At 38.9% G+C, this 25523-nt stretch carries 24 protein-coding genes and 8 pseudogenes; 11 read left to right on the top strand and 21 right to left on the bottom strand.

Annotation, left to right across the window (positions count from 1 at the left end):
• Positions 1-14: 14 nt before the first annotated feature.
• The 8 genes from LCU_RS08475 to LCU_RS08440 all read right to left on the bottom strand — a co-directional run bounded on the left by LCU_RS08475 (position 15) and on the right by LCU_RS08440 (position 4074).
• Positions 15-455 carry an Asp23/Gls24 family envelope stress response protein gene (locus LCU_RS08475; protein ID WP_100069789.1) on the bottom strand — a complete coding sequence of 147 codons (441 nt, stop codon included), beginning with the start codon at positions 453-455 and terminating at the stop codon, positions 15-17.
• 24 nt (positions 456-479) lie between these two features.
• Complete coding sequence (locus LCU_RS08470) at positions 480-905, bottom strand: Asp23/Gls24 family envelope stress response protein (RefSeq protein ID WP_004270662.1); 426 nt, start codon at positions 903-905, stop codon at positions 480-482.
• 15 nt (positions 906-920) lie between these two features.
• A complete protein-coding gene (locus tag LCU_RS08465) occupies positions 921-1115 on the bottom strand; it encodes a hypothetical protein (protein WP_004270666.1) in 195 nt (64 codons plus the stop codon).
• A 5-nt stretch (positions 1116-1120) separates the two neighbouring features.
• A complete protein-coding gene (amaP, locus tag LCU_RS08460) occupies positions 1121-1669 on the bottom strand; it encodes an alkaline shock response membrane anchor protein AmaP (RefSeq protein WP_056966069.1) in 549 nt (182 codons plus the stop codon).
• An 18-nt stretch (positions 1670-1687) separates the two neighbouring features.
• Complete coding sequence (locus LCU_RS08455; RefSeq protein WP_004270655.1) at positions 1688-1939, bottom strand: GlsB/YeaQ/YmgE family stress response membrane protein; 252 nt, start codon at positions 1937-1939, stop codon at positions 1688-1690.
• A gap of 124 nt (positions 1940-2063) precedes the next feature.
• Entirely contained in the window at positions 2064-2954 is an 891-nt protein-coding gene (locus LCU_RS08450) for an SDR family oxidoreductase (RefSeq protein WP_004270650.1), read from the bottom strand.
• A gap of 22 nt (positions 2955-2976) precedes the next feature.
• The gene (locus LCU_RS08445; protein ID WP_004270669.1) at positions 2977-3765 is read right to left on the bottom strand and encodes a tyrosine-protein phosphatase; all 789 of its coding nucleotides are present in this window, start codon (positions 3763-3765) and stop codon (positions 2977-2979) included.
• A 39-nt stretch (positions 3766-3804) separates the two neighbouring features.
• Positions 3805-4074, bottom strand: coding sequence for a hypothetical protein (locus LCU_RS08440; protein ID WP_039098674.1), 270 nt, complete (start codon positions 4072-4074; stop codon positions 3805-3807).
• Positions 4075-4243: 169 nt separating this feature from the next.
• Here LCU_RS08440 and LCU_RS08435 point away from each other — a divergent pair, with 169 nt between their 5' ends.
• Positions 4244-5944: a glycosyltransferase family 8 protein gene (locus tag LCU_RS08435; protein WP_223316037.1), complete on the top strand. Its 1701-nt coding sequence runs from the start codon at positions 4244-4246 to the stop codon at positions 5942-5944.
• Between the two features lie 77 nt (positions 5945-6021).
• Here the strand turns inward: LCU_RS08435 and LCU_RS08430 are convergent, their stop codons facing one another.
• Genes LCU_RS08430 through LCU_RS08420 form a run of 3 tightly spaced genes read right to left on the bottom strand, consistent with a single transcriptional unit; the run spans position 6022 to position 8554 of the window.
• Entirely contained in the window at positions 6022-6966 is a 945-nt protein-coding gene (locus LCU_RS08430) for a metal ABC transporter substrate-binding protein (RefSeq protein WP_056966065.1), read from the bottom strand.
• Entirely contained in the window at positions 6963-7817 is an 855-nt protein-coding gene (locus LCU_RS08425; protein WP_004270670.1) for a metal ABC transporter permease, read from the bottom strand. The genes LCU_RS08430 and LCU_RS08425 overlap by 4 nt, the downstream gene beginning before the upstream one ends.
• Entirely contained in the window at positions 7814-8554 is a 741-nt protein-coding gene (locus LCU_RS08420; protein ID WP_054644427.1) for a metal ABC transporter ATP-binding protein, read from the bottom strand. The genes LCU_RS08425 and LCU_RS08420 overlap by 4 nt, the downstream gene beginning before the upstream one ends.
• 424 nt (positions 8555-8978) lie before the next feature.
• Here LCU_RS08420 and LCU_RS08415 point away from each other — a divergent pair.
• A protein-coding gene (locus tag LCU_RS08415; protein WP_112234043.1) for an IS3-like element IS1163 family transposase occupies positions 8979-10048 on the top strand; the annotation gives its coding sequence in 2 pieces (ribosomal slippage) (positions 8979-9207 and positions 9207-10048; 1071 coding nt in all).
• 63 nt (positions 10049-10111) lie between these two features.
• Here LCU_RS08415 and LCU_RS08410 read toward each other — a convergent pair.
• Positions 10112-10318, bottom strand: a pseudogene (locus tag LCU_RS08410) (transposase); the annotation flags it as partial.
• 69 nt (positions 10319-10387) lie between these two features.
• Here LCU_RS08410 and LCU_RS08405 point away from each other — a divergent pair.
• Positions 10388-10675 carry a hypothetical protein gene (locus tag LCU_RS08405; protein ID WP_054644720.1) on the top strand — a complete coding sequence of 96 codons (288 nt, stop codon included), beginning with the start codon at positions 10388-10390 and terminating at the stop codon, positions 10673-10675.
• Positions 10676-10881: 206 nt separating this feature from the next.
• Here LCU_RS08405 and LCU_RS08400 read toward each other — a convergent pair whose 3' ends face one another.
• From LCU_RS08400 to LCU_RS08390, 3 genes and pseudogenes are all read right to left on the bottom strand, one after another.
• Positions 10882-11394, bottom strand: a complete 513-nt coding sequence (locus tag LCU_RS08400) for a PadR family transcriptional regulator (RefSeq protein ID WP_056967048.1) — start codon at positions 11392-11394, stop codon at positions 10882-10884.
• Positions 11391-12205: pseudogene (locus tag LCU_RS08395) on the bottom strand (sialate O-acetylesterase). The gene LCU_RS08400 and the pseudogene LCU_RS08395 overlap by 4 nt, the downstream one beginning before the upstream one ends.
• 145 nt (positions 12206-12350) lie before the next feature.
• Positions 12351-13571, bottom strand: coding sequence for a DNA cytosine methyltransferase (locus LCU_RS08390; RefSeq protein WP_056967047.1), 1221 nt, complete (start codon positions 13569-13571; stop codon positions 12351-12353).
• 117 nt (positions 13572-13688) lie between these two features.
• On the opposite strand from LCU_RS08390, the gene LCU_RS08385 reads away from it, so the two are divergent.
• Positions 13689-14648: a HaeIII family restriction endonuclease gene (locus LCU_RS08385; protein WP_056967044.1), complete on the top strand. Its 960-nt coding sequence runs from the start codon at positions 13689-13691 to the stop codon at positions 14646-14648.
• Positions 14649-15121: 473 nt separating this feature from the next.
• Here the strand turns inward: LCU_RS08385 and LCU_RS08380 are convergent.
• Positions 15122-16191 (bottom strand): IS3-like element IS1520 family transposase gene (locus tag LCU_RS08380; protein WP_099769415.1). Its coding sequence is split into 2 segments (ribosomal slippage): positions 15122-15975 and positions 15975-16191, totalling 1071 coding nucleotides; the frame shifts between segments, so codons are not numbered across the junction.
• A 61-nt stretch (positions 16192-16252) separates the two neighbouring features.
• Here LCU_RS08380 and LCU_RS08375 point away from each other — a divergent pair.
• The 6 genes and pseudogenes from LCU_RS08375 to LCU_RS08340 all read left to right on the top strand — a co-directional run.
• Positions 16253-16819, top strand: a pseudogene (locus tag LCU_RS08375) (IS256 family transposase); the annotation flags it as partial.
• Between the two features lie 138 nt (positions 16820-16957).
• Positions 16958-18027 (top strand): IS3-like element IS1163 family transposase gene (locus LCU_RS08370; protein WP_128486141.1). Its coding sequence is split into 2 segments (ribosomal slippage): positions 16958-17186 and positions 17186-18027, totalling 1071 coding nucleotides; the frame shifts between segments, so codons are not numbered across the junction.
• A 34-nt stretch (positions 18028-18061) separates the two neighbouring features.
• A pseudogene (locus LCU_RS08365) lies at positions 18062-18220 on the top strand (DNA starvation/stationary phase protection protein); the annotation flags it as partial.
• Between the two features lie 127 nt (positions 18221-18347).
• Positions 18348-18437, top strand: a pseudogene (locus LCU_RS08355) (IS30 family transposase); the annotation flags it as partial.
• A gap of 251 nt (positions 18438-18688) precedes the next feature.
• Positions 18689-20023 carry an FAD-dependent oxidoreductase gene (locus tag LCU_RS08350; protein ID WP_056946813.1) on the top strand — a complete coding sequence of 445 codons (1335 nt, stop codon included), beginning with the start codon at positions 18689-18691 and terminating at the stop codon, positions 20021-20023.
• Between the two features lie 388 nt (positions 20024-20411).
• Positions 20412-21341, top strand: a pseudogene (locus tag LCU_RS08340) (IS30-like element ISLpl1 family transposase).
• 9 nt (positions 21342-21350) lie between these two features.
• On the opposite strand, the gene LCU_RS08335 reads toward LCU_RS08340, so the two are convergent.
• The 4 genes and pseudogenes from LCU_RS08335 to LCU_RS08320 all read right to left on the bottom strand — a co-directional run bounded on the left by LCU_RS08335 (position 21351) and on the right by LCU_RS08320 (position 24314).
• Positions 21351-21929, bottom strand: a complete 579-nt coding sequence (locus LCU_RS08335; RefSeq protein WP_056967086.1) for a site-specific integrase — start codon at positions 21927-21929, stop codon at positions 21351-21353.
• 7 nt (positions 21930-21936) lie between these two features.
• The gene (locus LCU_RS08330; protein ID WP_056967084.1) at positions 21937-22767 is read right to left on the bottom strand and encodes a GIY-YIG nuclease family protein; all 831 of its coding nucleotides are present in this window, start codon (positions 22765-22767) and stop codon (positions 21937-21939) included.
• Between the two features lie 131 nt (positions 22768-22898).
• A pseudogene (locus tag LCU_RS10095) lies at positions 22899-23030 on the bottom strand (restriction endonuclease subunit S); the annotation flags it as partial.
• A 9-nt stretch (positions 23031-23039) separates the two neighbouring features.
• Positions 23040-24314: a polysaccharide deacetylase family protein gene (locus LCU_RS08320; protein ID WP_056967082.1), complete on the bottom strand. Its 1275-nt coding sequence runs from the start codon at positions 24312-24314 to the stop codon at positions 23040-23042.
• A 321-nt stretch (positions 24315-24635) separates the two neighbouring features.
• Here LCU_RS08320 and LCU_RS08315 point away from each other — a divergent pair, with 321 nt between their 5' ends.
• Positions 24636-25103, top strand: coding sequence for a Dps family protein (locus tag LCU_RS08315; protein ID WP_003587210.1), 468 nt, complete (start codon positions 24636-24638; stop codon positions 25101-25103).
• A 41-nt stretch (positions 25104-25144) separates the two neighbouring features.
• Here LCU_RS08315 and LCU_RS08310 read toward each other — a convergent pair.
• Positions 25145-25234: pseudogene (locus LCU_RS08310) on the bottom strand (IS30 family transposase); the annotation flags it as partial.
• Between the last annotated feature and the right edge of the window lie 289 nt (positions 25235-25523).

Genomic DNA, 25523 nt, shown 5'->3' with positions numbered 1-25523 from the left:
CGGATACCTTCTTTTTATTTATCTTCTTTTGGAGAATCTTGTTTTGCTGCCCATTCTTTCTTGGTCATCAAGTCAGAGACATTCATTTTAATCTTCGTCACGTTTAAACCAGTCATTTGATGTACTGATTTAGCGATGCGTTCAATTGTTTGTTCGAAGATGTCTGGCGCTGATTTACCGTATTCCAAGATGGCATCCAATTCAATCGTTACTTCTTGGTTATCAATATCAGCGTCGACGCCCTTTGTCGGATCTTCTTGGTCTCTGAAACGATCAGCTAATTGACTCATCATCCCGCCTGATAATTCTAAGACGCCATCGATGTCATGCACCGTTTGGCCCGCAATTTTTTCAATCACACCATCCGAGAAGTTCAATTCTTTTTCGATTTTTTCGGTATGTTGATCCATTGTCTTATCCATCATTTTATCCATTGGTTTGTTTGGTTTATCCATCGTTTTCATCATCCTTTACTATTTTTATTGAACGCGTTTTTCAGAATCACTTTTCTTTGGATTACTGCCTTGTTGTTGCCATTCTTTCTTAGTCATAATGTCACTGACATGGCTGTTAACTTCGACAACACTCAAACCGGTCATTGATTCGACAGCTTCAGTCACTGCAGCTGTTAATCGTTCGAAAACATCCCGTGCATTCCGGCCGTATTCCAAAATAATGGTCATGTCGATTGCGACCTGTTTTTCGCCAACTTCCACACTGATGCCCTTCGTTGGATCACTATCGTTTCTAAAACGATCCGCAATATCACTGAAGAAATTACCGTTCATCGATAATAAGCCATCAATGTTTTGCGCTGTCTTACCAGCAATTTTGGCGATTACAGCATCTTCAAAAGTCAATTTGCTATTGGCCATCACTTCATCTAAATGTGCTTGTTCTACCATTTTGTCACACCTCCGTTATTTATCCTGCTTCAAGACCCGGTTAACTTGTGATCTAAATCCTTCTAGATCTTCCTTAGACCCTGTTAAACTAGCTGCAATGTAGCCGAGTAAACCAGCGATGATAATCAAGATTAAACTCATAAATCCAAAACTAATCCAAATGGCTGCCAACACTGCCCCAACAACAAAGCCCCAATAAGAACGTCTCATTTGTCTCACCTCACATCACTTTTTGCCTGATTACTTAGCGGTGATAGTTTGACATTCACTGCTTTAATCGGCATCTCAAAGATTGTTTGTAATGCTTGCTGTACCGTTTCTTTAACTGCCCGTGCTTGTTGATCGAGATCGTTGCGATCCACTGTGACCGCTTGAACGTCGGCAGTCACTTTTGGATGTCGGCCTTTAAACGTCGTATGGACTAACACTTCCTTAACACGGTGTTTTTCAATAATAGCTTGTGTCACTGTTTTTTCAACCGCTTTGCGGGAAAGTGCTAGTTCACCTTTATCGGTCTTGATGATCATTTGGCGTTTTTTCGGTGGACTGAATAATGCCAATAGCAGTAAATATAAGAAAATTAAGCCGCTAAGCACTCCTAATCCAAGTCCAAAATTACCGACCCATTGTTCGGGTAGCCAACTAAGATTCATAAATTGCTTATTGGATTGTTGTAGTGGATAGATTAATGTGATAAACCACGCTACCTGACACAACCCAAGCAAACTGGCTAAACTGATCACCACTTTAGTTAATTTATTCATGGTGTCCGCCCCTTTGTATTAGGATTTTCTACGTGTGAATAATAATGAAACAACGAAAACGACAATCACGGCACCGATAATGGATGGAATTAAGGCCATCCCGGCAAGCTGTGGTCCCCAGCTGCCAAACAATGATTGGCCTAGCCAGGCGCCGACTAACCCACCGACGATATTGCCGATCCAACCTGCAGGTAAATCACGACTTGTCAATGCCCCCGCAATCACCCCAATTAAAGCGCCAATAATTAAAACCCATAACCAATGTAACATAACAATCATCCTTTCTTGTTTCCTTAAAATATATTGCTAGTTCTCCATAAATGTAACAAATTCAACTAGCATCCGTAAAACAATACGCTTATCAATATTATTAAATTATCGTAAATGCACTTGTTTAATTAATTGATTCGCCACCGGTAACGCCGTAAATTTGACCGGTAATATAGCTTGCTGCGTTGCTTGCTAAAAAAACATATAGCGGTGCTAATTCCGCCGGTTGGCCGGCTCTTTCTAGCAATGTATTCTGCCCAAACTTAGGCAAAGCCCCTTCCAGTTGTCCTTGAGCCAACTGTAACGGTGTCCAAATCGGACCTGGTGCAACCCCGTTGACCCGAATACCTTTATCCGCTAATTGTTGCGCTAGATTGATCGTAAAATTCTTGATTGCTGCTTTTGTTGCTGCATAATCTAACAAATGCGGACTCGGATTAAAGGCTTGCACTGAAGTGGTCGTCAGAATACTGCCGCCAGCCGGTAATTGAGGCAATGCTGCTTGCACAAGCGCATACATCGCAACCACATTAACGTTAAAACTATCTTGAACTTGTTCTATTGGTAATTCGGTAATTGATGGATGCGCAATTTGTTGAGCTGCGTTTAAGACTAATGTGTCAAGTGTGCCAATTTGCTGCTGCGCGGTTTCCACTACTTGGCTAGCAATCTGTGGTTTCCGAAAATCAGCTGGGATCAATGCGATTTTACGCCCTGCATCTCGCACCAATTGAGCCACTTCTTGTGCATCCACTTCTTCACCTGGCAAATATTGCAATGCAATGTCTGCTCCTTCTCGGGCAAACGCAATTGCAACTGCGCGACCGATACCAGAATCTCCTCCGGTAATCAGCACTTTACGATCTAGTAACCGTTGTGCACCACGGTAGTGTTCTTCGCCACAATCTGGCTTGGGATGCATTTGATCTTGCAATGCCGGACTAGCTTGTTCTTGTTCTTGAAATGGCTCTGTCCGATAAAGTGTTCGCGGATCTTTTAAATCTGGTTTACCCATCTTCTTGTTCCCTCTTTTCCAATTAATCTAGATACACTGCTTTTAAATGTTCAATGTCCTGCGTTGTTAATCCTAAGGCCTGTTGTAAATAGGCTTGAGTTGAACCATAATCCTCATTGATTATGCGCTCAGCTGTGCTTAAGTAGGACTGATCAACACTCATCAATGCATGCATACTTTTTAAAAAGCCGCTTGAGGCATCTTTTTGACGTAGCGTCTTAATGCGGGCTGCAACGTGTTCCCTAGATGCTGTATTCGATAATAGATAATCATATTGGATCACATCTTCAGGTACCCCGAGTGCATTTAATAAATAATAAGCCGCCATTCCGGTACGGTCTTTGCCACCTGTACAGTGAAATAAAACTGCTTGTTGCGGATCGGCTTCAGTCAATAATCGTTCGAAGAATTGGCGATACATTCCGATTGAATAGGGATCTTGCACCATTTCTCGATAGACTTGGCGCATTTGTTGCTGCCCACCAAGCGGATTATTGGTGTAGCGCTCATAAAGTTCCGCTTCACTCGCCGTACTTTGCGTCGCATCTTCTTTAAAAATTGGCAACGATTCGTAAGATGCCGTCGTAATCTTTTTATCTGGCGCTTTTTTGCGCTCCATTGGTGAACGAAAATCCACGACATAGGTGATATGGTAGCTTTCCAAGAGCACCAATTCTCTCTTACTAAGATTCGCCAGATTCCCCGTTCTGAATAATCGATGCGGTTTAATCGAGCGACCATCCAGTGTTTGATAGCCACCTAGTTCTCTGAAATTGTAGCCATTTTTAATTGGTAATATGCGCGAAACCATCGACTCATCCTCTCTAATCAACCACTTTGGCTGCTAGGATCATTGATTATCATCCAATTTTTGAAGACACCTTTTTACCGTCTTGTTACTAAAAACACGACCATGATGATCAAATTCCAATGGCCCCCAGCTCTCACCGACGAGGGCCTCACCGTTATTCTCTCTTAAAATTGCTTCCTCCAAATCAGTCATACCTTCTAGAAAACACTTTAGATTGGCTGATTCTTTCTTAATCACCAAGCACAATTCTGGGGTCTTAACTGTACTACGACCTAACCTAACTTTCCTAATTGGGACTTCTTTTTGCATAAGCAACCTTCCTTTCATGAAATTTTTAATAACGCTACACCATCAATATAAAATAATCACACTTATTGATGCAACTTTTATGATTACGTTTTGTTATTGTTAGCATAATCATTTACCTTTACAAAGATTGTTGAAGTTGTTTAAATAAAGACACAACACCTAAAAGGAGATGGTTATTATCAACGCTATTAATATCATGTTTGCCGCAGATGAAAACTATGGTGATCAACTTTTAATCGCCATAAAGTCGGTTCTAACCCATATTTCGCCCAAAACTACTATTAATTTTTTTATTCTCGATAATGAACTCACTCCGCAAACGAAACACGCTGTTTCCAAGCGCGTCCCACGACCCAATCAAGTTGAGTTTATTGCACTTAATAAGCAGCTTTTTGAAAACTGTCCTGAAAGCAACCACATCAACAAAACGGCTTACTACCGCATTTTAGCGCCAACCCTTTTGTTGCGGGAAAAAATCGAACGTGTCTTATATTTAGATGTCGATATTCTCGTACAAACTGATCTCACGCCGCTATATAATACGCCTTTGGGCACAAATATCGTGGGTGCCGTGATTGATCCTGGACAGGCACTCACACTGCGACGGCTCGGCATCACCCCACCACAATCGAATAACATCTACTTCAATTCAGGGGTCATGCTAATTGATACGGTCCGGTGGAATCATGCATCCATCACAGAGCGGACTTTCCACTTCATCAATCATCATGCGGATCGCTTACAATTCCATGATCAAGATGCGCTAAATGCCACTTTGGTTGGTAAAGTGAAACTACTCCATCCTAAATGGAACGTACAAAACTCATTGCTCTTTAGAAAACATGCGCCTATCAACACTGAATATGCCCATTTATTTGATGAAGCAATCGCCAACCTGGCAATCGTTCACTTCACAACACACGAGAAACCTTGGAACACTCTAAAAAGTCACCCCTTCTTAAACCAATATCAAAAGGAACTCAAACAATTACATGCGCAACAATCCGATACAATCAATATTGTATCGGCCGTCAATTCCGATTTCATCGAAACGCTGGCAATTCTATACGCCTCAATTCTTAATCACAATGACTCACATCGACACTATGCTTTTTACGTCTTAGAAGACCACCTCACCGCACGAGATAAAGCGGTCTTACAGCATGTTGTGGCTCGATTTGATGCCGACTTGACCTTTGCAGAGGTCAACGAATCTTTACTGGCTAATACTGTTGAAAGTGATCGGATCTTAAAAACGGCGTACTATCGGATTCTAATTCCCGACGTGTTCCCTCACCTCGATCGTGCACTCTACATCGATTGCGATGCGCTATGCCTCACAGATTTAGCCCGGCTATGGGATATCGACTTAGGCCAATCCTTCCTCGCTGCAGTAGAAGATGCTGGGTTCCACGAACGCTTAGAAAAAATGGCTATCGATTACCAAAGTCCGCGTTACTTTAATTCCGGTGTGATGTTACTCAATCTCAAAAAATGGCGTCAACACAATATTGTCAGCCGTGTACTCGACTTCATCAATCAGCACCCTGAGAAATTACGCTTCCACGATCAAGATGCTTTAAATGCAATTTTGCATGATCGGTGGATTCACCTTCACCCTATGTGGAATGCCCAAACAAACATTTTGATGAACACCATCACACCACCAACTGAACACCTCAAAAAACAATTCTTAGAAACCCAAAAAGAACCTGCGCTTGTTCACTTCTGTGGTCACGAAAAGCCATGGCATGCCTCATCTTCCCATCCATTCACACCACAATATCGTTACTACCGGCAACGGTTCTTAAAACAAAAAAAGCGGCTCGTTCCCTTCGCCAATCGCCGTTCCCTTTCTCAACAAGGATAACTACAAAAAAAGCGGGTGCTTAGACAAATTTATTTTTGTCTAAGCACCCGCTTTTTTAATTGCTAAAAATTATCTTTTTATTGACCGACTAAGCCATCATGAATCTTATCTAGGTTCCACTTCATCATCGTATAGTAAGTGTCACCTTGCTTCCCTCTTTGCGCGAGTGAGTCTGTAAAAATTTTCGCATAAATTGGTAACCCAGTTTCCTGAGCAACTTTTTCCATTGATTTCGGCGAAACAGAACTCTCAACAAACAGATGCTTAACATCTGAATCTGCAATTTTTGCAAGAACCGTCTTCATCTGTTCAGGTGTGCCTTGCGACTCAGTATTAATTTCCCAAATGTAAACCGGTGTGACCTGATAGGCCTTACCAAAATACTTAAAGGCGCCTTCTGAAGTCACCAAGACCCGCTGATTAGCTGGAATATCGGCGAATTTAGTTTGCGCATCAGTATGCAATTTGCGCAAACGTGCAGTGTAGCGATCCGCATTTTTGCGGTAATCATCAGCGTGCGCTGGATCTTTGGTCTGCAGCGCTTTCGTAATGTTTTCAACGTATTGAATACCGTTCGCCAAATCCAACCATGCGTGTGGATCGGGTTCTGTTTGGTTAGTTGTCAAATGTTGCACCTGAATTCCTTTGCTAGCAGCGAAAACATCCTTTTCGAATTGCTTATGCGCGATCTTAACAAGTTTTCTAAACCAACCATTGCCACCCGTTTCGAGATTTAACCCGTTATGAAAAATCACATCCGCATCAGTCGCTTTTGAAATATCCGTCGGTTGCGGTTCATATTCATGCGGGTCAGTTCCCCGTTTCACAATACTGTAAAGTTCAATGTGGTCTTGACCAACATTATGGACCATATCTTCAAGAATCGAATTCGTGGTCACTACACGTAATTTAGTCTGCTGGTTCGTTTGTTGTTGTTTAGATTGGGCGCGGTGCTGGATGAAACCATACACACCACCCACCAAACCAAAAACTGCAATTAACGTCACAATCATTTTTTTCATGCTGGTCGTCCTCCTTTGCGCCACTTAAGGAAACCTTGCTTAGGCGCGCAGATGAATGAAATGGCAAAGAGCACGGCTGCCATCAGAACAATCGCCGGACCAGATGCCCAGTTCAATGTGTAACTGAAGTACAATCCACTGATTGCTGACACAGCACCAATCCCAGCCGATAAGAAGAGCATCGTCACTAAGCGATCCGTCCATAAAAAGGCGGTGGCTGCTGGGGTAATCAACATCGCAACGACCAAAATAATCCCGACCGTTTGTAGGGCTGAAACCGTGACTAAGGTTAGCACCAACATTAAGCCGTAATGTAGCACCTGCGTTTTTAACCCATATGTTTTCGCATAGGTTTCATCAAACGAGGTAATCAATAATTCTTTGTAGAAGAATGAGACGAATAAGATCACTAAGCCTAAGACAATCGCCGTACTCATAATGTCGCTATCACTGACGGCGAGAATGTTCCCGAATAAAATATGATGTAAGTTGGTTGCACTTTCGGCCATCGAAATCAGGATAAACCCAAGCGCATAAAAGGCACTAAAGACGACCCCAATCGAAGTATCCGTCTTAATTTTACTATGTGTTGCGACAAAGCCGATTAAGACCGCCGCTAAAATACCAAATACAGATGCGCCAACCAGCACATTAATTCCCAACATGTACGCCACTGCGACACCCGGTAACACCGCATGTGAAATCGCGTCACCCATCAACGACATCCCGCGCAAAATGATGAAACTCCCGACAATGCCAGACATGATGCCGACCATTACGGCGGTCAGCAACGCACTCTGCAAGAATTCATAACGACCCAACGCACTAATAAAAGCTGGAATACTCGTCATTTTGCCACCTCCTGTGCATCAAACAAGACAGCGGATAAGTCCGCACTAAAAGCACGCTCAATGTTTTGCGCATTATAAACTTTTTCAGTTGGTCCATAATCGACGATGCCGTGGTTCATCACCACTAAATCATCGAAATATTGCGATACTTTATTCAAATCGTGATGAATGACAATGATTGTTTTACCCGCATCACGCCACTGTTTCATGATTGCCATGATCGCGGTCTCACTCTGTAAATCAATCCCAACAAACGGTTCATCTAAAATAATAATATCCGCTTCTTGGACGATGGCGCGTGCAACGAAAACCCGCTGCAATTGTCCACCTGACAACTGGCCAATTTGGCGTTGCGCAAATTCGCTGAGCGATACTTGTTCAAGTGCCGCACAACTGGCTTGTTTTGCCTTTTTACCCGGATCGCGAAATAAGCCTAACTTGCCATACGTGCCCGTTAGCACCACGTCAAAAACGTTAATTGGAAAATTTAAATCCAAATCTTTACGCTGTTCAACGTATGCGACTTGCTTCTGGACTGCGCGCATTGGTCGATCTTGATATAAAACTGAGCCTTGCCGTGCCTTAACCAACCCTAATATTGCTTTAATCAGAGTTGATTTGCCTGCACCGTTTGGTCCAATGATGCCAGTGATTTTGCCTGCGTCAAACTGAACGGCAACATCAGTAAATACTGGTGTGTCATCGTAAGCAACGGTGAGGTTCTTAACTGATAACATAAAGAGCCTCCATTCTTTTAGGTAAACCTAACTTTTCTCAATACAGCATACATGATTTTAATGGAATTAACAAATATTTTAGTTTAGGCTAACTTTTCGGGATTTCTGTGGAACGATGGCTTAGAATGTTTCACGTAAAACATTTTACTAACAGCCTATTAGATACAACCTTTTATTACTAACCTTTATTTTCCATAATCATTTAATTTACTACTGGTAACAACCTCTAACCAAAAGACATCTAACCTATTAGCCATAAAAGTCTAATAGGCTAGATGTCTTTTTTAAAATTCCACATACACCGTTACAAATTTAGCATGTTTCTGCGTTGGTACCTTTATCGTATTGCTCCTATCCTAGTATTTGGTACATAAATTTCTGAACAGTTGTGCCATAATTAATAAAACAAGATAGGAGCATTCCAATGAAACGATATCAAGATGATTTTAAAGCCAGCATTGTGAAGATGCATCGTGAAGAGAAAAGATCTATTCGCTCGCTTTCCGAGGAATACGGTGTTTCTCCAGCCGCAATTCATAACTGGGTTAAAGGCGCTAAATCAGTTGAGCTAGAAGACGGTACTGAAGTAACGTCCAAAGAATTCAAACAACTTCAAAAGGAAAATCAGCGATTAAAGGAGGAACTCGAAATTTTAAAAGCTGCGGCGGTGTTACTGGGAAAGCATTAGGACGAATTAATTGCCTTGTCTTCATAGAAGATCAGTTATTGCGACACCGCTTATCAATTATTCTTTCGGCACTGAAATTACCGCGCAGCACCTATTACCATTGGAAAAGATATCAACCTAGTCAACACGAACGTGTTGATAATCAACTCAAAGAAAAAATTAAATTGATTTGGGAAAATAATTATCGTGCCTATGGTTATCCACGAATAACGATGGTGCTTCGCAAGTCAGGCATCTGTGTTGGGTCAAAACGAATTTTACGATTAATGAGGGAAATGGAGATTCACTCTTTAATGAATCGGCGATTTAAAAAACCTGGCACTCATGTGGATCATTCACAACGCCCCAATTTAATCAAGCACCAGCCCAATGCAAGGATATGGCGTGCTGACATTACTTATTTGGAATTACGTCCAGGAACCTGGGTTTATCTCAGTTCTATTTACGAACCAAAGGTTCATCAAGTTCTTGCTTTCAAGATTGGTCGTCAGATGGAGGCGACGTTAGTTGTAGAAACGATTAATCAGGCGCTTGAATATCATCAAAAGCCACAATATTTTCACTCTGACATGGGTTCACAGTACACCAGCAACGAAGTTGAAACTTTACTTGAACGGCATCAGATTAGCCACTCATACTCAAAACAAGGTTATCCTTATGATAATGGGCCAATTGAAGCTTTTCACTCATTGTTGAAGAGAGAGTTTGCCTTTCAAACAACTTTTTCCAATTTTGAGGACTTGGTAATCCGAACCTCAAATTACATCAGTTGGTTTAATTCCGACAGAATTAGAACGAGTGTTTAGAAAAAGATGTGCCATTTATTGACATAGGAGCATATTGCTATACACTTCTAAAGCCCCTATTGTTTCTTCTTTTAACCGTTTATTTTCTTTAATCAGAGCACGTTCATTTGATGATAACACTTTAGTGTTGTTAGGATCAGCTTGTTTAATCCACTTAGTGATCGTTGAAACACTGACGTTGTATTCTTTAGCCAGTGAGTTGGCCGAACGGCCAGTCTGACTTAAGCTAACAATCGATTCTTTAAATTCATTTGAATATTTAATTGCCATAATAAAAAGCTCCTTTATGATGTATTATATCGAACAGTTTGTCCGTAATTCCATCATAGGAGCCTTGTGATGTTTAATGACACGGCCTCAACGTTCAAACAAATCGATATTGATTCTTATCAAGAAATTGATCATTTAAATCAATTTTTAGCTGAAAAGAAGGCTCATTACACAACATTACCAGCGAATTCAACGGGCACTCTATTAAGCGAAATGTTCTTCTTTTTGCTCGACTACAATCCCCAAATCAAACCCTTAAAAATTAATATCCAATACACTAAAAATTTCTATGCAGCGACGATGATTACCAAAAATCTACAAAATGTGTTCAGGTCTTCAATTGTGTTCACTGATTAGATCGAAGACGCAGACCTCATCATCTCTGATCACTACGAACATGACGAGTCTTTAAACGGACAATTCTTCTTATTCAGAAATAATTTCGAACCAGACGATTGATCCTTATTACTGAAGAACGTATTAGCGTATATTTATACGAATTCTTTTCATAAACGACTGAATTAAAAACCACCGTACTGCTAAACAGTACGGTGGTTTTTGCGTTATTGATTTTCAAGTTGTTCTTGCAACCATTCCAGATTAACTTCATGATGCCGTTTAGAATTAGTCATCATCTTGATAAACATCGGTTGCAAGTCAGCCGGATTGGCTAGTGCCGCGTCAATCGCACGGATTTTAGCCTGTGTCTGTTCGATTTGGCTTTTTAACAGCTTATCCATCTGTTCCGGTGTCACTTGATCCGTGAATAATAGTGGTGTGTAGAACGGAAACGTAATCGGCTTATTCTGGCGACCATAATGGGCAAATTGTTGCTCAAAAGCCGTTATGCCAGCGGCCGTTAATTGATAGCGATTCTTTTCCCGCTTATCGGGCACGTCGTCCGCGACTTTTTCGATCAGTGCCTTTTCTGCCAGCTGCTGCAAGTTATAGTAAAACGAGCCCTTCGTGAAGTTCACGAAAAAAGCGTAGTATTGGCTTTCCATGTCAGCCAATAATTCGTAACCATACGCGCCCGGCTTTTTCTTTAGTAATCCCAATATTAAAAATTGAATCATTTGCCAGTCTCCTTGCCTGTCAGCTGTACAATAAAGTCGGCATAACTCATTTGACCGAACGCAAAATCGCGACTCAACCGGTACATCTTTTCCTGCTGTGATTCTGGGCGTTGATAGAGTTGGTCTAGTCGAACCGCTTCATCTGCAAGGACGTCAGGAACATCTTGATGCTGTTCGAAAGCTTGGAAATAACGAATACCAAAACGCCGTTGCGAGGCCGCGTCAATGTGAATCCCATCTGGGTTAGCCGTTAATTCGGAAGCGTTGACCAAATAACTGTGTGGATCTTGCGCGACAACTTGCGCCATTTCGCGATTAATTTCGTTAAATTCCGTGGCGCTCGCGCCGAACCCTACTTTGCCTAAAAAGGCTGGCAATTGACCCGCAATGATTGGTAAATCAGGTTGCCCAATGCTGCACGTAAATGATTGAAGACCGCCGTCAACTTGGCCGCATACGTTTGATAGCCACCATTTAAACTGTCACTTTCACCTTGATGCCATAACACCCCGATTAACTCACTAGATTCCTGTGCAAATTTCGCCTCAGTAATCGCGTGACGCATCAAAAGTTCGTCGCTCGCCCACTCATCGATGGTGCTCCCACCTTCCGCGCAGGGGATTAACCCCAATTCTTCATCAGGATGAGCTTGCACCCACGCCGCAGCAAATGACGCAGCCGGACCAACACCCGCAACCTCCCGATCAAAATGAATCGGTTCGGCCATCATTTGCCAGCGCCCATTGCGCAGCATCTTCACGCGCTCGTGCCGCAATCCCGGCACATCTTGAATAAATCCCCGCCCAGCCATATTCGACTGACCGACTAATAAAATTGACTTCATCATAAAAATCCTCCTGAAACTGATTTTTATAGTACAGTCTAATTAGACTATGAATTCAAAAAATTCTAGGTAACTAATAACTTAGTTACCTAGAATCTAAATAAAAATTAAATTACTCTGACAATTCTGGGTGATCATTTAAAAATTGTGCTATTGGTCTCAAAATAGTTCTTGCCAATTGAACTGGAACAGCATTACCAATTTGTTTATATTGTAAATTAAGTCTATTATTTTTTTGTACTGTACTCTTCCCTCCATCACTAAATGAGAACCAATCGGGAAACGTCTGTATACGCGCTACTTCCCTTACACTCAGTCTTCTGTTTATTTCCCCTGAAAACCTCCATAAATCTTTTTCTACCTTAACCATAGGTTTCCCACCAGGCCACATAGGTGCCTGTCTGCCACTGGCCTGAATAGTAAAGGACTGTTCATCCCAACCTTTCTTCCTATTACGAGACATATACATTGATGAAAAACCACCATCATATACATCTTCTGGATCTGTTGGTAAATCCCCTATTGCATCACGTAACGTAACAAACGGAATCTTATTCTCTCCATGAGTTGGGTCTGGAAGATTGTAGCTCCAGTCATAGTTGTCTTTAATTTTATCTTTATGCGTGCCGATTAAAATAACTCGTTCTCTTAATTGTGGTACACCATAATCTCTTGAATTTACAAGATGAGCTTGTACATCATATCCTGCAGATGCAAAATCCTGGACTACCTGTCTAAATACTTCACCTTTTGCTAGAGTCATCAGCCCTTTCACATTTTCGGCTACAAAAAATTCTGGCTGCGTTTCTAATAATGCACGAATAAAATGTACATATAAGAAATTCCTTGGATCATCAATTAATCGCGGTCCTGCTGCACTAAATCCAGGACACGGAAATCCTCCGACCATTATTTGACAATTAGGAAAATTTGAAACCTGACGTATGTCTTTACTGTGTTTAAAGATACCTTCTTGAAAATTCTGAATATATGTTTCGTTTGCTTCAGTAAATAGATCATTTGAATACACCGTATTAAAAATACTATCTTTACGAATATCTTCAAATGAATTTCTTTCTTTAAGTGCTTCATCAACACTTATACTACCTTTATTAACATCTAAACCAGCAAGTTCCAATCCTAAATCCAGACCACCAGCTCCCGAGAATAGACTAACTACATTGAATTTCCTATTCATTAATCTAATGTTCTTTATTAGATCATCCTCATCGCTACTTATTTGTATTTTTTCACGTTCTTCATTAATTTTATTCAATAAAATACTTCTCACTTCATCAGGATCTAATGTTGCTGCAGATATAAACGTACTCATACTTCAGTCCTCCATATAGTTCGTTATTTTATGGTAACATATTATATTTAACTTGGCCAGTTCTAATATTTGTTACATAATGTACAGGACAATACTTTTATTAATAAGGGGTTAATTATGGCAAATCAATCGTTGAATGGAAAAGCTTTCGAATTCGCATGTCTCTCTGCTCTAATAAAATTTATAGAACAACCTATAATAATTGATAAAACCGCACCTGCATACATCACTGTAGAAAAAGACTTCAATTCCCTTTCTTCCGACGATCAAAAAACAATGATTACAGCTGCTAAAAAAGGTATTCAACAGGTTATAGATTATGAACCAAATTTATCTATAGAAACCACACCTCTACATTTATATATCCAAACTGATAGCAAGGGGAAGACTGGAGATGTAAGAGATATTGTTTGTATAAAGCCCGAGGAGAATTGGCAAATTGGTATCTCTTGTAAAAATAATCATCATGCCGTTAAACATTCTAGACTATCACCAAAAATTGATTTTGGAAAATCTTGGATGAATGTTAAAAATACAGATCAGTATCGTACAGATACACTACCTGTATGGAACTTTTTGAAAAACACTATCGAAGAAAACCCAGATACAAAATGGTCTGACCTTAAAGAATATAAAGAGACATTAGTTTACGCCCCTCTCCTAGAGGCGTTCTCTAATGAATTACGGATTCTATGTAAAGATACGCAAAATATCAAGAATCTTTTCTATTATCTATTGGGTTCTTATGACTTCTATAAAGTAATAGCCAATAAAACAAATAAAAATACAGAAGTAATGATATTTAACTTATACGGTACTTTGAATAAAAGCGTTAACGGCATAAAACCAAAACGGAAAGTTCATAAAACATTACTACCTTCTCGATTGTATTCCATAGAACCCGCCCAAGATAAAAAGGGAGTCAGCCCAACAACCATCAAGGCTGTTTTTGATGACTGGAGTTTAAGTTTTAGAATCCACAACGCCCGGACTTTAGTGGAAAATTCATTAAAATTCGATATTAATTTAAAATCAGTTCCTACTGATCTTCAAAATATCATCTCTCCTTGGGAATAACTCATTAAGCAAACGTCTTCATACACATAATTGATGTATAATTCTACCATCATCTTGTCTTAACTCACTTTATATTATCTTTCATCGGTACAATACTAATATGATACTTATACTTTCATCTGGTATGTGCTAAACCGCTGTCGCATTTTACTTTAGACATGATAAAAATTCCTTTCGCTTTTAGATTTGGTTAGTAACCATTCTCTAGTATCGCGAAAGGAATTTTTACGTTACAGCGTATTCTAACTCCCACACCTAAAAGCAATTCAATCTTTGTATGTCCATCCTCTGTATTATATAAATGAGGCTCCTATGTCAAGAATCCGGACATAAAAGTACGAACAAATTTGACTTTCAATTTAAATTACTTAATTTAATTTTCGGAGCCCGAAGTTTTAGCCCCGTTCAGATTTTAAAAACGCTTTAGAGTATATTAAATAAGCCCCAACATTATTGAATTTAATAGCCTGTAGCTACGCTACAAGTGAAATACGATCACTGTTATACCAACGAATATAGTTATCAATTCCGGCGATTGCTTCATGAATTGTCTTAAAATCTTGGAAATTAACGTATTCACGTTTCAAAATTGAATGAAAACTTTCAATTCGCGCGTTATCGCCGGGCTGACCCTTTCGGGAGTAAGAATGCTTGATACCATACTTCGATAAAGTGTTTTCAAATAAGTCACTTGTGTATTGGCTTCCCATATCACTATGAATAATTTGTGGTTTAACTGCTTGCGCCATGACTTGGGTAATAACGTTAGTCGCTAGTTCTTTAGTCATCTGCGTATTAAGTTGGTAAGCAATAACCCGTCGGGTTACTGGATTATAGACACTAGCTAGGTAACACCAAGTATGGTTAAGGGGAATGTACGTAATATCAGTCAATAAAATACCAGATTGATCAGTTAACTGCTTAATCAAGTTTGGTCGCTGATCATAATCAGTCTGAGTGGTTGGCTTATTGATTCGTTTAACCATTCTAGATCTAATCCCTAATTCACACATTTGTTGATAGACCAGACGCTGACTAACGTGAATATCAGACTGTTGATTTAGTAAGATCGTTAATCGTGGGTAGCCATACATTGGATATCTTAACCAAGCCGTTAACACTTCTTGTTTAATTAAATGCCGGCGGCGTTCAGTTCTACTTGGCTGCCAATGTAGATAATCATAGTAGGTTGAGCGCGGAATTTTGAGTACTGATAAGATACGCGTAATGCGGTGCCCAGCAAGTAAATTAGCGTTGACGACTTCTAACACGAGGGCACGCCCTTTAATAATTAGCTTTTTGCCATGAGCACCGCCGCTCGTTTTAAAATATCAAGTTCTTCTTTTAACCGTTTATTTTCTTTAATCAGAGCACGTTCATTTGATGATAGCACTTTAGTGTTGTTAGGATCAGCTTGTTTAATCCACTTAGTGACCGTTGAAACACTGACGTTGTATTCTTTAGCCAGTGAGTTGGCCGAACGGCCAGTCTGACTTAAGCTAACAATCGATTCTTTAAATTCATTTGAATATTTAATTGCCATAATAAAAAGCTCCTTTATGATGTATTATATCGAACAGTTTGTCCGTAATTCCATCATAGGAGCCGATGCTGCTTGGTCCGATTTATTAGGCAGTCTTGTTTCTAGAGGACTAACTGATGTGCAACTTATCGTTGCCGATGGCATGACCGCTATTCAAAATACTTGCGAAAGAAATTATCCCCAAGCTAAATTTCAACGATGTCTTGTGCACATTAACCGAAACATTATGGGAAAGGTTCGCGTTTCTGATCGTAAAGAAGTAGCCAGTGATTTCAAAGGAATTCATCATGCGATCAATTTTAAAGAGGGTGAAGAAAAAATCCAAACCTTTATAGAAAAATGGGAGAAACGTTATCCAAGAATGACGCACTCTCTTCAAAACACAGAAAATCTCCTGACCTTCACGCAATTTCCCAAAGCTATTCGAGGTACTATTTATTCCACCAACATTATTGAATCTTTCAATAAACAGTTGAAAAGAAAAACAAAAATCAAAGAACAATTTCCTAATAAAGAAGCTCTTGATCGTTTTTTAGTCACCCAAATGGTTGATTATAATAATAAAAAAACTGGTAGAGCCCATAAAGGTTTTAAACAATGCCAGGACACATTGGATTCAATGTTTTAAAAATATAAATCAAACTGAATAAGGTTTAAATGAATTTACACAAACTTCTTGACACACCCTTGCTCCTATCCTAGTATTTGGTACATAAATTTCTGAACAGTTGTGCCATAATTAATAAAACAAGATAGGAGCATTCCAATGAAACGATATCAAGATGATTTTAAAGCCAGCATTGTGAAGATGCATCGTGAAGAGAAAAGATCTATTCGCTCGCTTTCCGAGGAATACGGTGTTTCTCCAGCCGCAATTCATAACTGGGTTAAAGGCGCTAAATCAGTTGAGCTAGAAGACGGTACTGAAGTAACGTCCAAAGAATTCAAACAACTTCAAAAGGAAAATCAGCGATTAAAGGAGGAACTTGAAATTTTAAAAGCTGCGGCGGTGTTACTGGGAAAGCATTAGGACGAATTAATTGCCTTGTCTTCATAGAAGATCAGTTATTGCGACACCGCTTATCAATTATTCTTTCGGCACTGAAATTACCGCGCAGCACCTATTACCATTGGAAAAGATATCAACCTAGTCAACACGAACGTGTTGATAATCAGCTCAAAGAAAAAATTAAATTGATTTGGGAAAATAATTATCGTGCCTATGGTTATCCACGAATAACGATGGTGCTTCGCAAGTCAGGCATCTGTGTTGGGTCAAAACGAATTTTACGATTAATGAGGGAAATGGAGATTCACTCTTTAATGAATCGGCGATTTAAAAAACCTGGCACTCATGTGGATCATTCACAACGCCCCAATTTAATCAAGCACCAGCCCAATGCAAGGATATGGCGTGCTGACATTACTTATTTGGAATTACGTCCAGGAACCTGGGTTTATCTCAGTTCTATTTACGAACCAAAGGTTCATCAAGTTCTTGCTTTCAAGATTGGTCGTCAGATGGAGGCAACGTTAGTTGTAGAAACGATTAATCAGGCGCTTGAATATCATCAAAAGCCACAATATTTTCACTCTGACATGGGTTCACAGTACACCAGCAACGAAGTTGAAACTTTACTTGAACGGCATCAGATTAGCCACTCATACTCAAAACAAGGTTATCCTTATGATAATGGGTCAATTGAAGCTTTTCACTCATTGTTGAAGAGAGAGTTTGCCTTTCAAACAACTTTTTCCAATTTTGAGGACTTGGTAATCCGAACCTCAAATTACATCAGTTGGTTTAATTCCGACAGAATTAGAACGAGTGTTTAGAAAAAGATGTGCCATTTATTGACATAGGAGCAATCGTTACTTGGAAGACCTTTACCAACACGGCATTGAAGTATCCGATGTTGAAAAAGACTTCAGTACCCAAGATATTTTCATTGGTCTCAAAACCGCAATTGAGAAGAAAATCTGGATGATTCAGGCAGAGCTTGGGTCGGCGCCGGAAATTGATGAATAAAATAATATTAAAAAATCGGTAGGCTTATGGTAGATTGTAAAATTAATCCGAACGCTGTTCGGACAAAAAAGATCAGCTTCCTTTAAAATGGTGTTTACCACAAACCCATCTTTTAGGAGCTGATCTTTTGTCTAGTATAACCTATTCCGAACGAATTAAAATCGAAACCTTTTGTGAACTAGGGCTGTCCAATATCCAAATGGGCGTTCGGATTAATTTTACAATCTACCATAAAAACTAATGGACAATAAATTTGCGTTAAAAGAATTGAATTATATATAATTGATTGAGGAGGATCAGAGTATGAAAATATCAGAATATTGTTGCAATAACCTTGTACAAAAAATAACATCCAAATTGGGAATTAGATTCAAAAATTATTTCTAAATAATTTTAATTACTTAATTATTTTAGATCCTGATTTGTGATTCGATCACATAATTAAATTATTGAATGGCAAGGTGAATAATGAAACATTTTAGTAATATTATTATTGGATTTGGAAAAGCGGGTAAAACACTTGCAGGAACACTTGCAAAGCACGGTGAAGAAGTATTAATTATTGAAAAAGATCCCAACATGTATGGCGGAACTTGTATCAATGTTGCTTGTTTACCGACTAAAAACATGATTATTAATGCCCACCGGGGTATAGAATATGAAGTCGCTTTAAAAAAGAAAAATGCCCTAACAGCAATGCTACGTAATAAAAATTACCATAAGGTGGCTGATTTACAAGAAGCCACTGTTTTAACAGCTACTGCTGAATTTTTGGATGACCATACGGTACGAGTATCTGATAACTCAGGGCAGGAAACTTTAATTGCAGATCGTATTTTTATTAATACAGGAGCAACACCAATTTGGCCTAATATTGATGGATTGCTTGCTAGTAAACATGTTTATTCGTCCACAGACTTACTTGTAAAAGATAAACAATTAAAGGAATTAGTTATTCTTGGTAGTGGACCGATTGGCTTGGAATTTGCATCAATGTATGCACAATTTGGTAGCCATGTGACCATCATTGATAAATCATCTAAGATTTTAGGACACTTTGAGCCTGAAATTGCCGAACAAGCTAAAAATGATTTAGAGGAGGATGGTGTATCCTTTTTGTTAGAAAGCAACTTAACTGGTGTAAATGATACACTAAATGGTGTTACATTAACTATAAGCACACCAAAAGGGATTAAAAATATACAGGCCGATGGGTTATTAGTTGCTACGGGACGTAAAGCTAATGTGACCGATTTGCACCTAGAAAGAACTAGTATTAAAACAGGTAGTCACGGTGAAATTTTAGTCAATGATATACTAGAAACAGATGCTAAAGATGTCTATGCTTTAGGTGATGTTAACGGCGGGCCACAATTCACGTATATTTCGTTAGATGATTGGCGTATTATGGCTAATCATCTATATGGCGATAAGACACGAAGTCGTTTAAATCGACCAGTATTTGCGAATACTATTTTTCTAAATCCGGCTATTAGTAGTGTCGGAAAAACAGAGGCACAGCTGAATGAGGCAGGCATTGATTATAAAGTGCTGAAGATGCCAGCAGCTAGTGTTCCTAAGACACAAGTAATTGGTAATCCAAGAGGTAACTATAAAGCATTAATAGATCCACAGACACATCAAATTTTGGGTACAACTATTTATGCTGAGGAATCATTTGAGACGATTAATATCATTAGTCTAGCGATGCAAAATCATCTTTCAGCTGAGACTTTGCGCGATCAAATATACACGCATCCAACAATGACGGAGGCATTAAATGATTTGTTTGATCAAATTTAATAAATCATTTATAACAAATTAAAACAAAAATACTCAAGGTCTTATCTAAATGCCTAACTTTTTTATGGCACTTCAGTATACCCTAGTGGTTTTTTGTTTTGGTACATGATACATTGCACCAATGGGTCACGCCGTGATATGGCAATTTATCATTGTATGATCACCTTCAGTGAGAGCATGTCATGCAGAACGCTATCCTCTGGGGCAAGCTGGTGTGAGATTAACCACATAAAATACAACGAAAAAAGATGATCTTATACTTAAAAAATGGACAATTTTTTGAGTATAAGGTAGATTGTAAAATTAATCCGAACGCTGTTCGGACAAAAAAGATCAGCTTCCTTTAAAATGGTGTTTACCACAAACCCATCTTTTAGGAGCTGATCTTTTGTCTAGTATAACCTATTCCGAACGAATTAAAATCGAAACCTTTTGTGAACTAGGGCTGTCCAATATCCAAATGGGCGTTCGGCTGAACCGATCACCGTCAACAATTTCTTATGAATTATCTCGATGTCAACCTTATCAGGCTGAATTAGCACAAACAGATGCCGAATACAAGCGATCACGATGTGGTCGGAAAACTAAGCTGAGCGATGAGTTAAAGCAAAAAATTCTCAACCATTTACGTCTAAGCTGGTCACCAGGAATGATTGCTCACGAATTTAAACTAGCTACTAAATCTATTTATAATTGGCTAAATCAGGGGAGAATTGGTTTCTCCTTGAATGATCTACCTGAACATGGCGTACGCCAACGGCGTAACGTTGACCAACGATCCAAATATAATCAATCTTTGGGGGCGATCAATTGAACAGCGTCCCATGATGATTAATCAACGTAATCGCATCGGCGATTTTGAACTAGATACAGTCGTTGGTCCTCGTGGGCATAGTAAGGCAGTTTTATTAACTTTAATCGATCGAAAATCACGGTTCTTTTGGGCATACCGGTTAAAAGATCGGACACAGCGACTGTTAATGAAGCACTAACTAAGTTCCTAACCACTTTTAATGGTCCGGTGCACAGCTTTACTGTGGACCGTGGCACTGAGTTTAGTGGGCTAGTATCACTTGAATCACAATATGGTATTAAGACCTATTACTGCCATGCTTATACGCCAGCTGAACGTGGTAGTAATGAACGCTTTAATCGGAATTTACGTTATTTTTATCCTAAAGGGACTCGTTTTGAGCACATTAGTGCTCAAGATTTAACGACGACGTTACTCCAAATTAACCAGCGACCGCTTAAAATACTCGACTGGCAAACACCGTATCAGGTTATGCTGACAAATTTGTCCAAAAATTCGGATTAAATTTGCAATCTACCGATCTAACATGGTTTCCCGACTGGCTTGGTCTAAGCCAAGGTAAGTTAACGTCATAGCTTCACTAGAATGATTCAGTAAGTGCATGACTAAGCCAATGTTGTAATTTGACTGTGTATAGACACGATAAGCGCCGGTTTTACGCATGGTATGTGTGCCTAGATAGTTTATCCCTAATAGATCACCAACGCGTGCCATGACCTTATAAAACTGCTTCTCAGTGATGTGACGGTCTGGGTGGGCAGTTGAGGGGAATAACCAATCCGAATTGATGTTTTCTTGGACCAGCCAATCATGATATTTCAGCAAGTCTTGTTGCACGGGCTTTAAATATAGTGTATTTGCTTTACCGGTCTTTTTATCATGAATAAAGGCCGTGTGTTTAACAGAGCCATCTGGATTATAGACATCGGATTTCTTTAACGTCATCACATCACTCACCCGCAGCAGGGTGGCTTTGCCAACTTGAAAGATGGTGTAGTTACGTCGACCTGCCCGAAAACTATCGAGTAAGGTGTCTTGCACCATTTTTAAGACGTTAGAGTCTTTGATTGGGAGGACTATTTGTTGCACCATAGTGAATTTACCACCTTTCAAAGGTCACTTTATTGTTTGTTAAATTAGCTAATATTTGTATCTTTTTATACAATGCATCTTTCGAAAAATTAACATAGACATGATATTTACTGGAATCTATAGCTTTAGTTAATTTTGTACCTTGTCCTGAGACGCGCTCTAGGGTTCCTATTATTTGTACAGTATTGGGTTCAGTCGAATTTATTAAATCCGTTAATTTAGCTATATCTGACGACAGAACAAGTGTAGATACTAATTTAATAAAGACGTCTCGGTAAGAGCTTCCTGTATAATGCTGTCTACCAAATAAAATCGAAATAGTATCGTTGTTTGGAGTAGGGTCCACCCTATCAAATTCGGTATCATCACTAGCAAATAAGTTAATATTTGCGATATCTATCAATACCCGTTCAACTTTCGATAACAATGATAAGGCAGAAAATTGGCTTAATTTATCAATATAGCTCTGATTACCTTGGGTATTATTATCTAGTTCGATTTCTGCTCGTTTCATTTTTTCAATTATTTTGCGTTCTAGCAGATCTAACTGTGCTTTTGATAAATGGCCATCTTCACGGCCAAAAAATATTAATTTATTCCACCAAGGCTTATTAATATAATGTTGCTGCAACCGATTAAAAATAGCATTTGATGCTTGACCTATATATCGTTTATCAGCACCTAACAATATATAGATACCAGGTTTTTTAGACTCATCAATCAACTGAATGCTAGTTAGATCATCTTTATTCGCAATGACCACAAATGATGGTTCGTCATAGAATATTGAAATATTATCATTCCCGGACTCTCGATTGATAAATATGTGATTGGGCATGTGATCATCGACCTCGTTTTTTAAGTACTATTATATCACCTAACAAAAAAACAACCCCCATTATCTAACCGGTAGATAATGGGGGCTGTTTTAATGGGTTTTCACAGGGGCGATTTATATAATTATAGACCCTATACAAACATATTTTGTAAAAAGCCTTTTTTCTGTTCTTTCAACAAATCTAACTTACGTTGATGAAGAGTGATAGTGTTGTCTAACTGTTTGAAAAATAACCCAATTTTTTGTTGACGACTTTTGTCTCGCGCTCTTCATTATTTATCACGATGATAAAAATCTTTTGTATTAAAGAAGTCATTTAGAACCGTGTTCTCACCAGTCATTGTTTCATGTAAACGAATACCATCGACATTTATCCGCGCATTACGATAATAATCATTTGTTAATTGACCCCATGATGTCTGTGACGCATCAACATTATCGAAAATACTGAAACCGCTACTCTTAAGATAAGTGTACTTTGCATTATCATTTGTATAATTTGTAAATGAGCCAATATCTGCTCCAAATGGGAAAATCAATACTGGTGTTTTACCAACAATTGGTTGTACTTCCTTTTGCCAAAGTGCAGTGTCCTTTTTGATATCATCAACACTGGCCGTAGTCATATTTATATGACCCCAGGAATGCGATGCAAACTGCCAACCTTCCTTTTTCATAGCGTTAGCAACCTTTGTCGCTTTCTTAGCTTCGCGATGTGTCTTTTTTGTATCACCATATTGACTCTTTGATGAACGATAACCTAGCGCCCCATTATAACCCGTTTCAGCAATCACACCCTTTGAGCCACCGTATGAGAAATCTGGATGCTTTTTGATGAAGGTATCAATAATCGGTACCATGTCATAATCACCAATTTTCTTCTGACCATTATTGGTATATTGATTTTTAACATCACCTTGCTTATTAACGACTAATTTATCTGCAAATCCAGAATTCTTCATATACTCATAATAGTTAACATCATCCTGTGATATAATTAAAGGCTTCTTGCCTTCAGGTAATTTGACTGGTTTGAAAGTCACCTTCCCTTGTTTATCAATCGAAATGATATCTTTAAAGTTAATTAATACATAGCCATTATCATATAACTGATTCAGCATCGGCATAAATTCGTCGATGGTCGCCATATAATCTTTGTATCCCTGTGCCTGCTTAGATGAGAAAGCTTTACCAGGATCAACAATTAGTGAATGATAAAAAAGATGTGAAATTTTTGTCGGATCATCCCACGTGACCAACTTTGACTGTTGCTTATTAATACTCTTTTTTAGATGATCAACTGTTGTTCCTTTGTGCCCCGATAACACTGATTTTGCTTCTTTATATTGGTACTGTTGACTTAATGATTTTGCCTGCTTTACTGCCTTAGTTGTTTGACTATCAGTTTTTGCCTGCTTTACTGTCTTAGTTGTTTGACTATCAGTTTTTGTAGTCATAACATCATCATCAATATTGCCATATAACCATAAGCCTGCCCCCAAAATCAACCCAATGACGACAAGACTAGTTATCTTGGTTTTTATCACAGCTACTCCCCCATAATTTTTATGAATATTAAACGACAAGTTAGTGCCATTCTATATCTTATTACCTCAAAAATAAAATTATTCGTATTGTTTTATAAATAGTAAAGATATCAAAAATGCAACATAATCAAACAAAAAAGGAGTGATTAAAATCACTCCCAAAAAAAATATTTTTAATGCCACAAGGTAGATTGTAACGTCTCCATCTTTTCAAAACGACTTAATTCTACGGGCTATAAATAACTTAATTTGCCAGTGTATAACGTTTCAGATTAAGCTACCACTATGTTATAATAACCATATCGAAAGGAGATCAATCTAATGAAATATACGAAAACCAAAGCAGTATTAAATCAACTCGTTGCCGATTTGAGCCAGATGTCAATGATTATCCATCAGACGCATTGGTACATGCGTGGACCCAACTTTTTGAAGTTGCACCCCTTGATGGATGAGTTCATGGAGGAAATTGACAGCCAACTCGATGTCATTTCTGAACGGCTGATTGCGCTTGATGGCAGTCCTTACTCGACCTTAAAAGAAATGGCCGAAAACACTAAGATTCAAGACTGGCCTGGTGAATGGGACAAAACAACCCCAGAACGCCTCGCACACTTAGTTGATGGCTATCGTTACTTGGAAGACCTTTACCAACACGGCATTGAAGTATCCGATGTTGAAAAAGACTTCAGTACCCAAGATATTTTCATTGGTCTCAAAACCGCAATTGAGAAGAAAATCTGGATGATTCAGGCAGAGCTTGGGTCGGCGCCGGAAATTGATGAATAAAATAATATTAAAAAATCGGTAGGCTTATGGTAGATTGTAAAATTAATCCGAACGCCCATTTGGATATTGGACAGCCCTAGTTCACAAAAGGTTTCGATTTTAATTCGTTCGGAATAGATTATACTAGACAAAAGATCAGCTCCTAAAAGATGGGTTTGTGGTAAACACCATTTTAAAGGAAGCTGATCTTTTTTGTCCGAACAGCGTTCGGATTAATTTTACAATCTACCTTACCAAAACTACATTGTGTAGTATCTTTTAAATAGTTCATAATTACAATGAATTTTATAGTTACTTACTCTTTAACATATCTCTCAATCCTCATAACCAAGAATGTTGATTTTTAAGCAGTCCTTTAGAATCCGGACATACTTTTAGATCATTCATATTCGTTTAATTAACTATTGAACCACTAGAAGG

Origin of the sequence: Latilactobacillus curvatus JCM 1096 = DSM 20019 (assembly GCF_004101845.1) — a bacterium.
In the GTDB taxonomy this organism is placed as follows: Bacteria; Bacillota; Bacilli; order Lactobacillales; family Lactobacillaceae; genus Latilactobacillus; species Latilactobacillus curvatus.
Note: the sequence above shows the minus strand (reverse complement) of the source record. Positions and strands in the feature narration are given on the sequence as shown.

Coding starts and splice junctions, on each gene's coding strand:
- LCU_RS08475 (WP_100069789.1), bottom strand. CDS start 455: ATGGATAAACCAAACAAACCAATGGATAAAATGATGGATAAGACAATG.
- LCU_RS08470 (WP_004270662.1), bottom strand. CDS start 905: ATGGTAGAACAAGCACATTTAGATGAAGTGATGGCCAATAGCAAATTG.
- LCU_RS08465 (WP_004270666.1), bottom strand. CDS start 1,115: ATGAGACGTTCTTATTGGGGCTTTGTTGTTGGGGCAGTGTTGGCAGCC.
- amaP (WP_056966069.1), bottom strand. CDS start 1,669: ATGAATAAATTAACTAAAGTGGTGATCAGTTTAGCCAGTTTGCTTGGG.
- LCU_RS08455 (WP_004270655.1), bottom strand. CDS start 1,939: ATGTTACATTGGTTATGGGTTTTAATTATTGGCGCTTTAATTGGGGTG.
- LCU_RS08450 (WP_004270650.1), bottom strand. CDS start 2,954: ATGGGTAAACCAGATTTAAAAGATCCGCGAACACTTTATCGGACAGAG.
- LCU_RS08445 (WP_004270669.1), bottom strand. CDS start 3,765: ATGGTTTCGCGCATATTACCAATTAAAAATGGCTACAATTTCAGAGAA.
- LCU_RS08440 (WP_039098674.1), bottom strand. CDS start 4,074: ATGCAAAAAGAAGTCCCAATTAGGAAAGTTAGGTTAGGTCGTAGTACA.
- LCU_RS08435 (WP_223316037.1), top strand. CDS start 4,244: ATGGTTATTATCAACGCTATTAATATCATGTTTGCCGCAGATGAAAAC.
- LCU_RS08430 (WP_056966065.1), bottom strand. CDS start 6,966: ATGAAAAAAATGATTGTGACGTTAATTGCAGTTTTTGGTTTGGTGGGT.
- LCU_RS08425 (WP_004270670.1), bottom strand. CDS start 7,817: ATGACGAGTATTCCAGCTTTTATTAGTGCGTTGGGTCGTTATGAATTC.
- LCU_RS08420 (WP_054644427.1), bottom strand. CDS start 8,554: ATGTTATCAGTTAAGAACCTCACCGTTGCTTACGATGACACACCAGTA.
- LCU_RS08405 (WP_054644720.1), top strand. CDS start 10,388: ATGTTTAATGACACGGCCTCAACGTTCAAACAAATCGATATTGATTCT.
- LCU_RS08400 (WP_056967048.1), bottom strand. CDS start 11,394: ATGATTCAATTTTTAATATTGGGATTACTAAAGAAAAAGCCGGGCGCG.
- LCU_RS08390 (WP_056967047.1), bottom strand. CDS start 13,571: ATGAGTACGTTTATATCTGCAGCAACATTAGATCCTGATGAAGTGAGA.
- LCU_RS08385 (WP_056967044.1), top strand. CDS start 13,689: ATGGCAAATCAATCGTTGAATGGAAAAGCTTTCGAATTCGCATGTCTC.
- LCU_RS08350 (WP_056946813.1), top strand. CDS start 18,689: ATGAAACATTTTAGTAATATTATTATTGGATTTGGAAAAGCGGGTAAA.
- LCU_RS08335 (WP_056967086.1), bottom strand. CDS start 21,929: ATGGTGCAACAAATAGTCCTCCCAATCAAAGACTCTAACGTCTTAAAA.
- LCU_RS08330 (WP_056967084.1), bottom strand. CDS start 22,767: ATGCCCAATCACATATTTATCAATCGAGAGTCCGGGAATGATAATATT.
- LCU_RS08315 (WP_003587210.1), top strand. CDS start 24,636: ATGAAATATACGAAAACCAAAGCAGTATTAAATCAACTCGTTGCCGAT.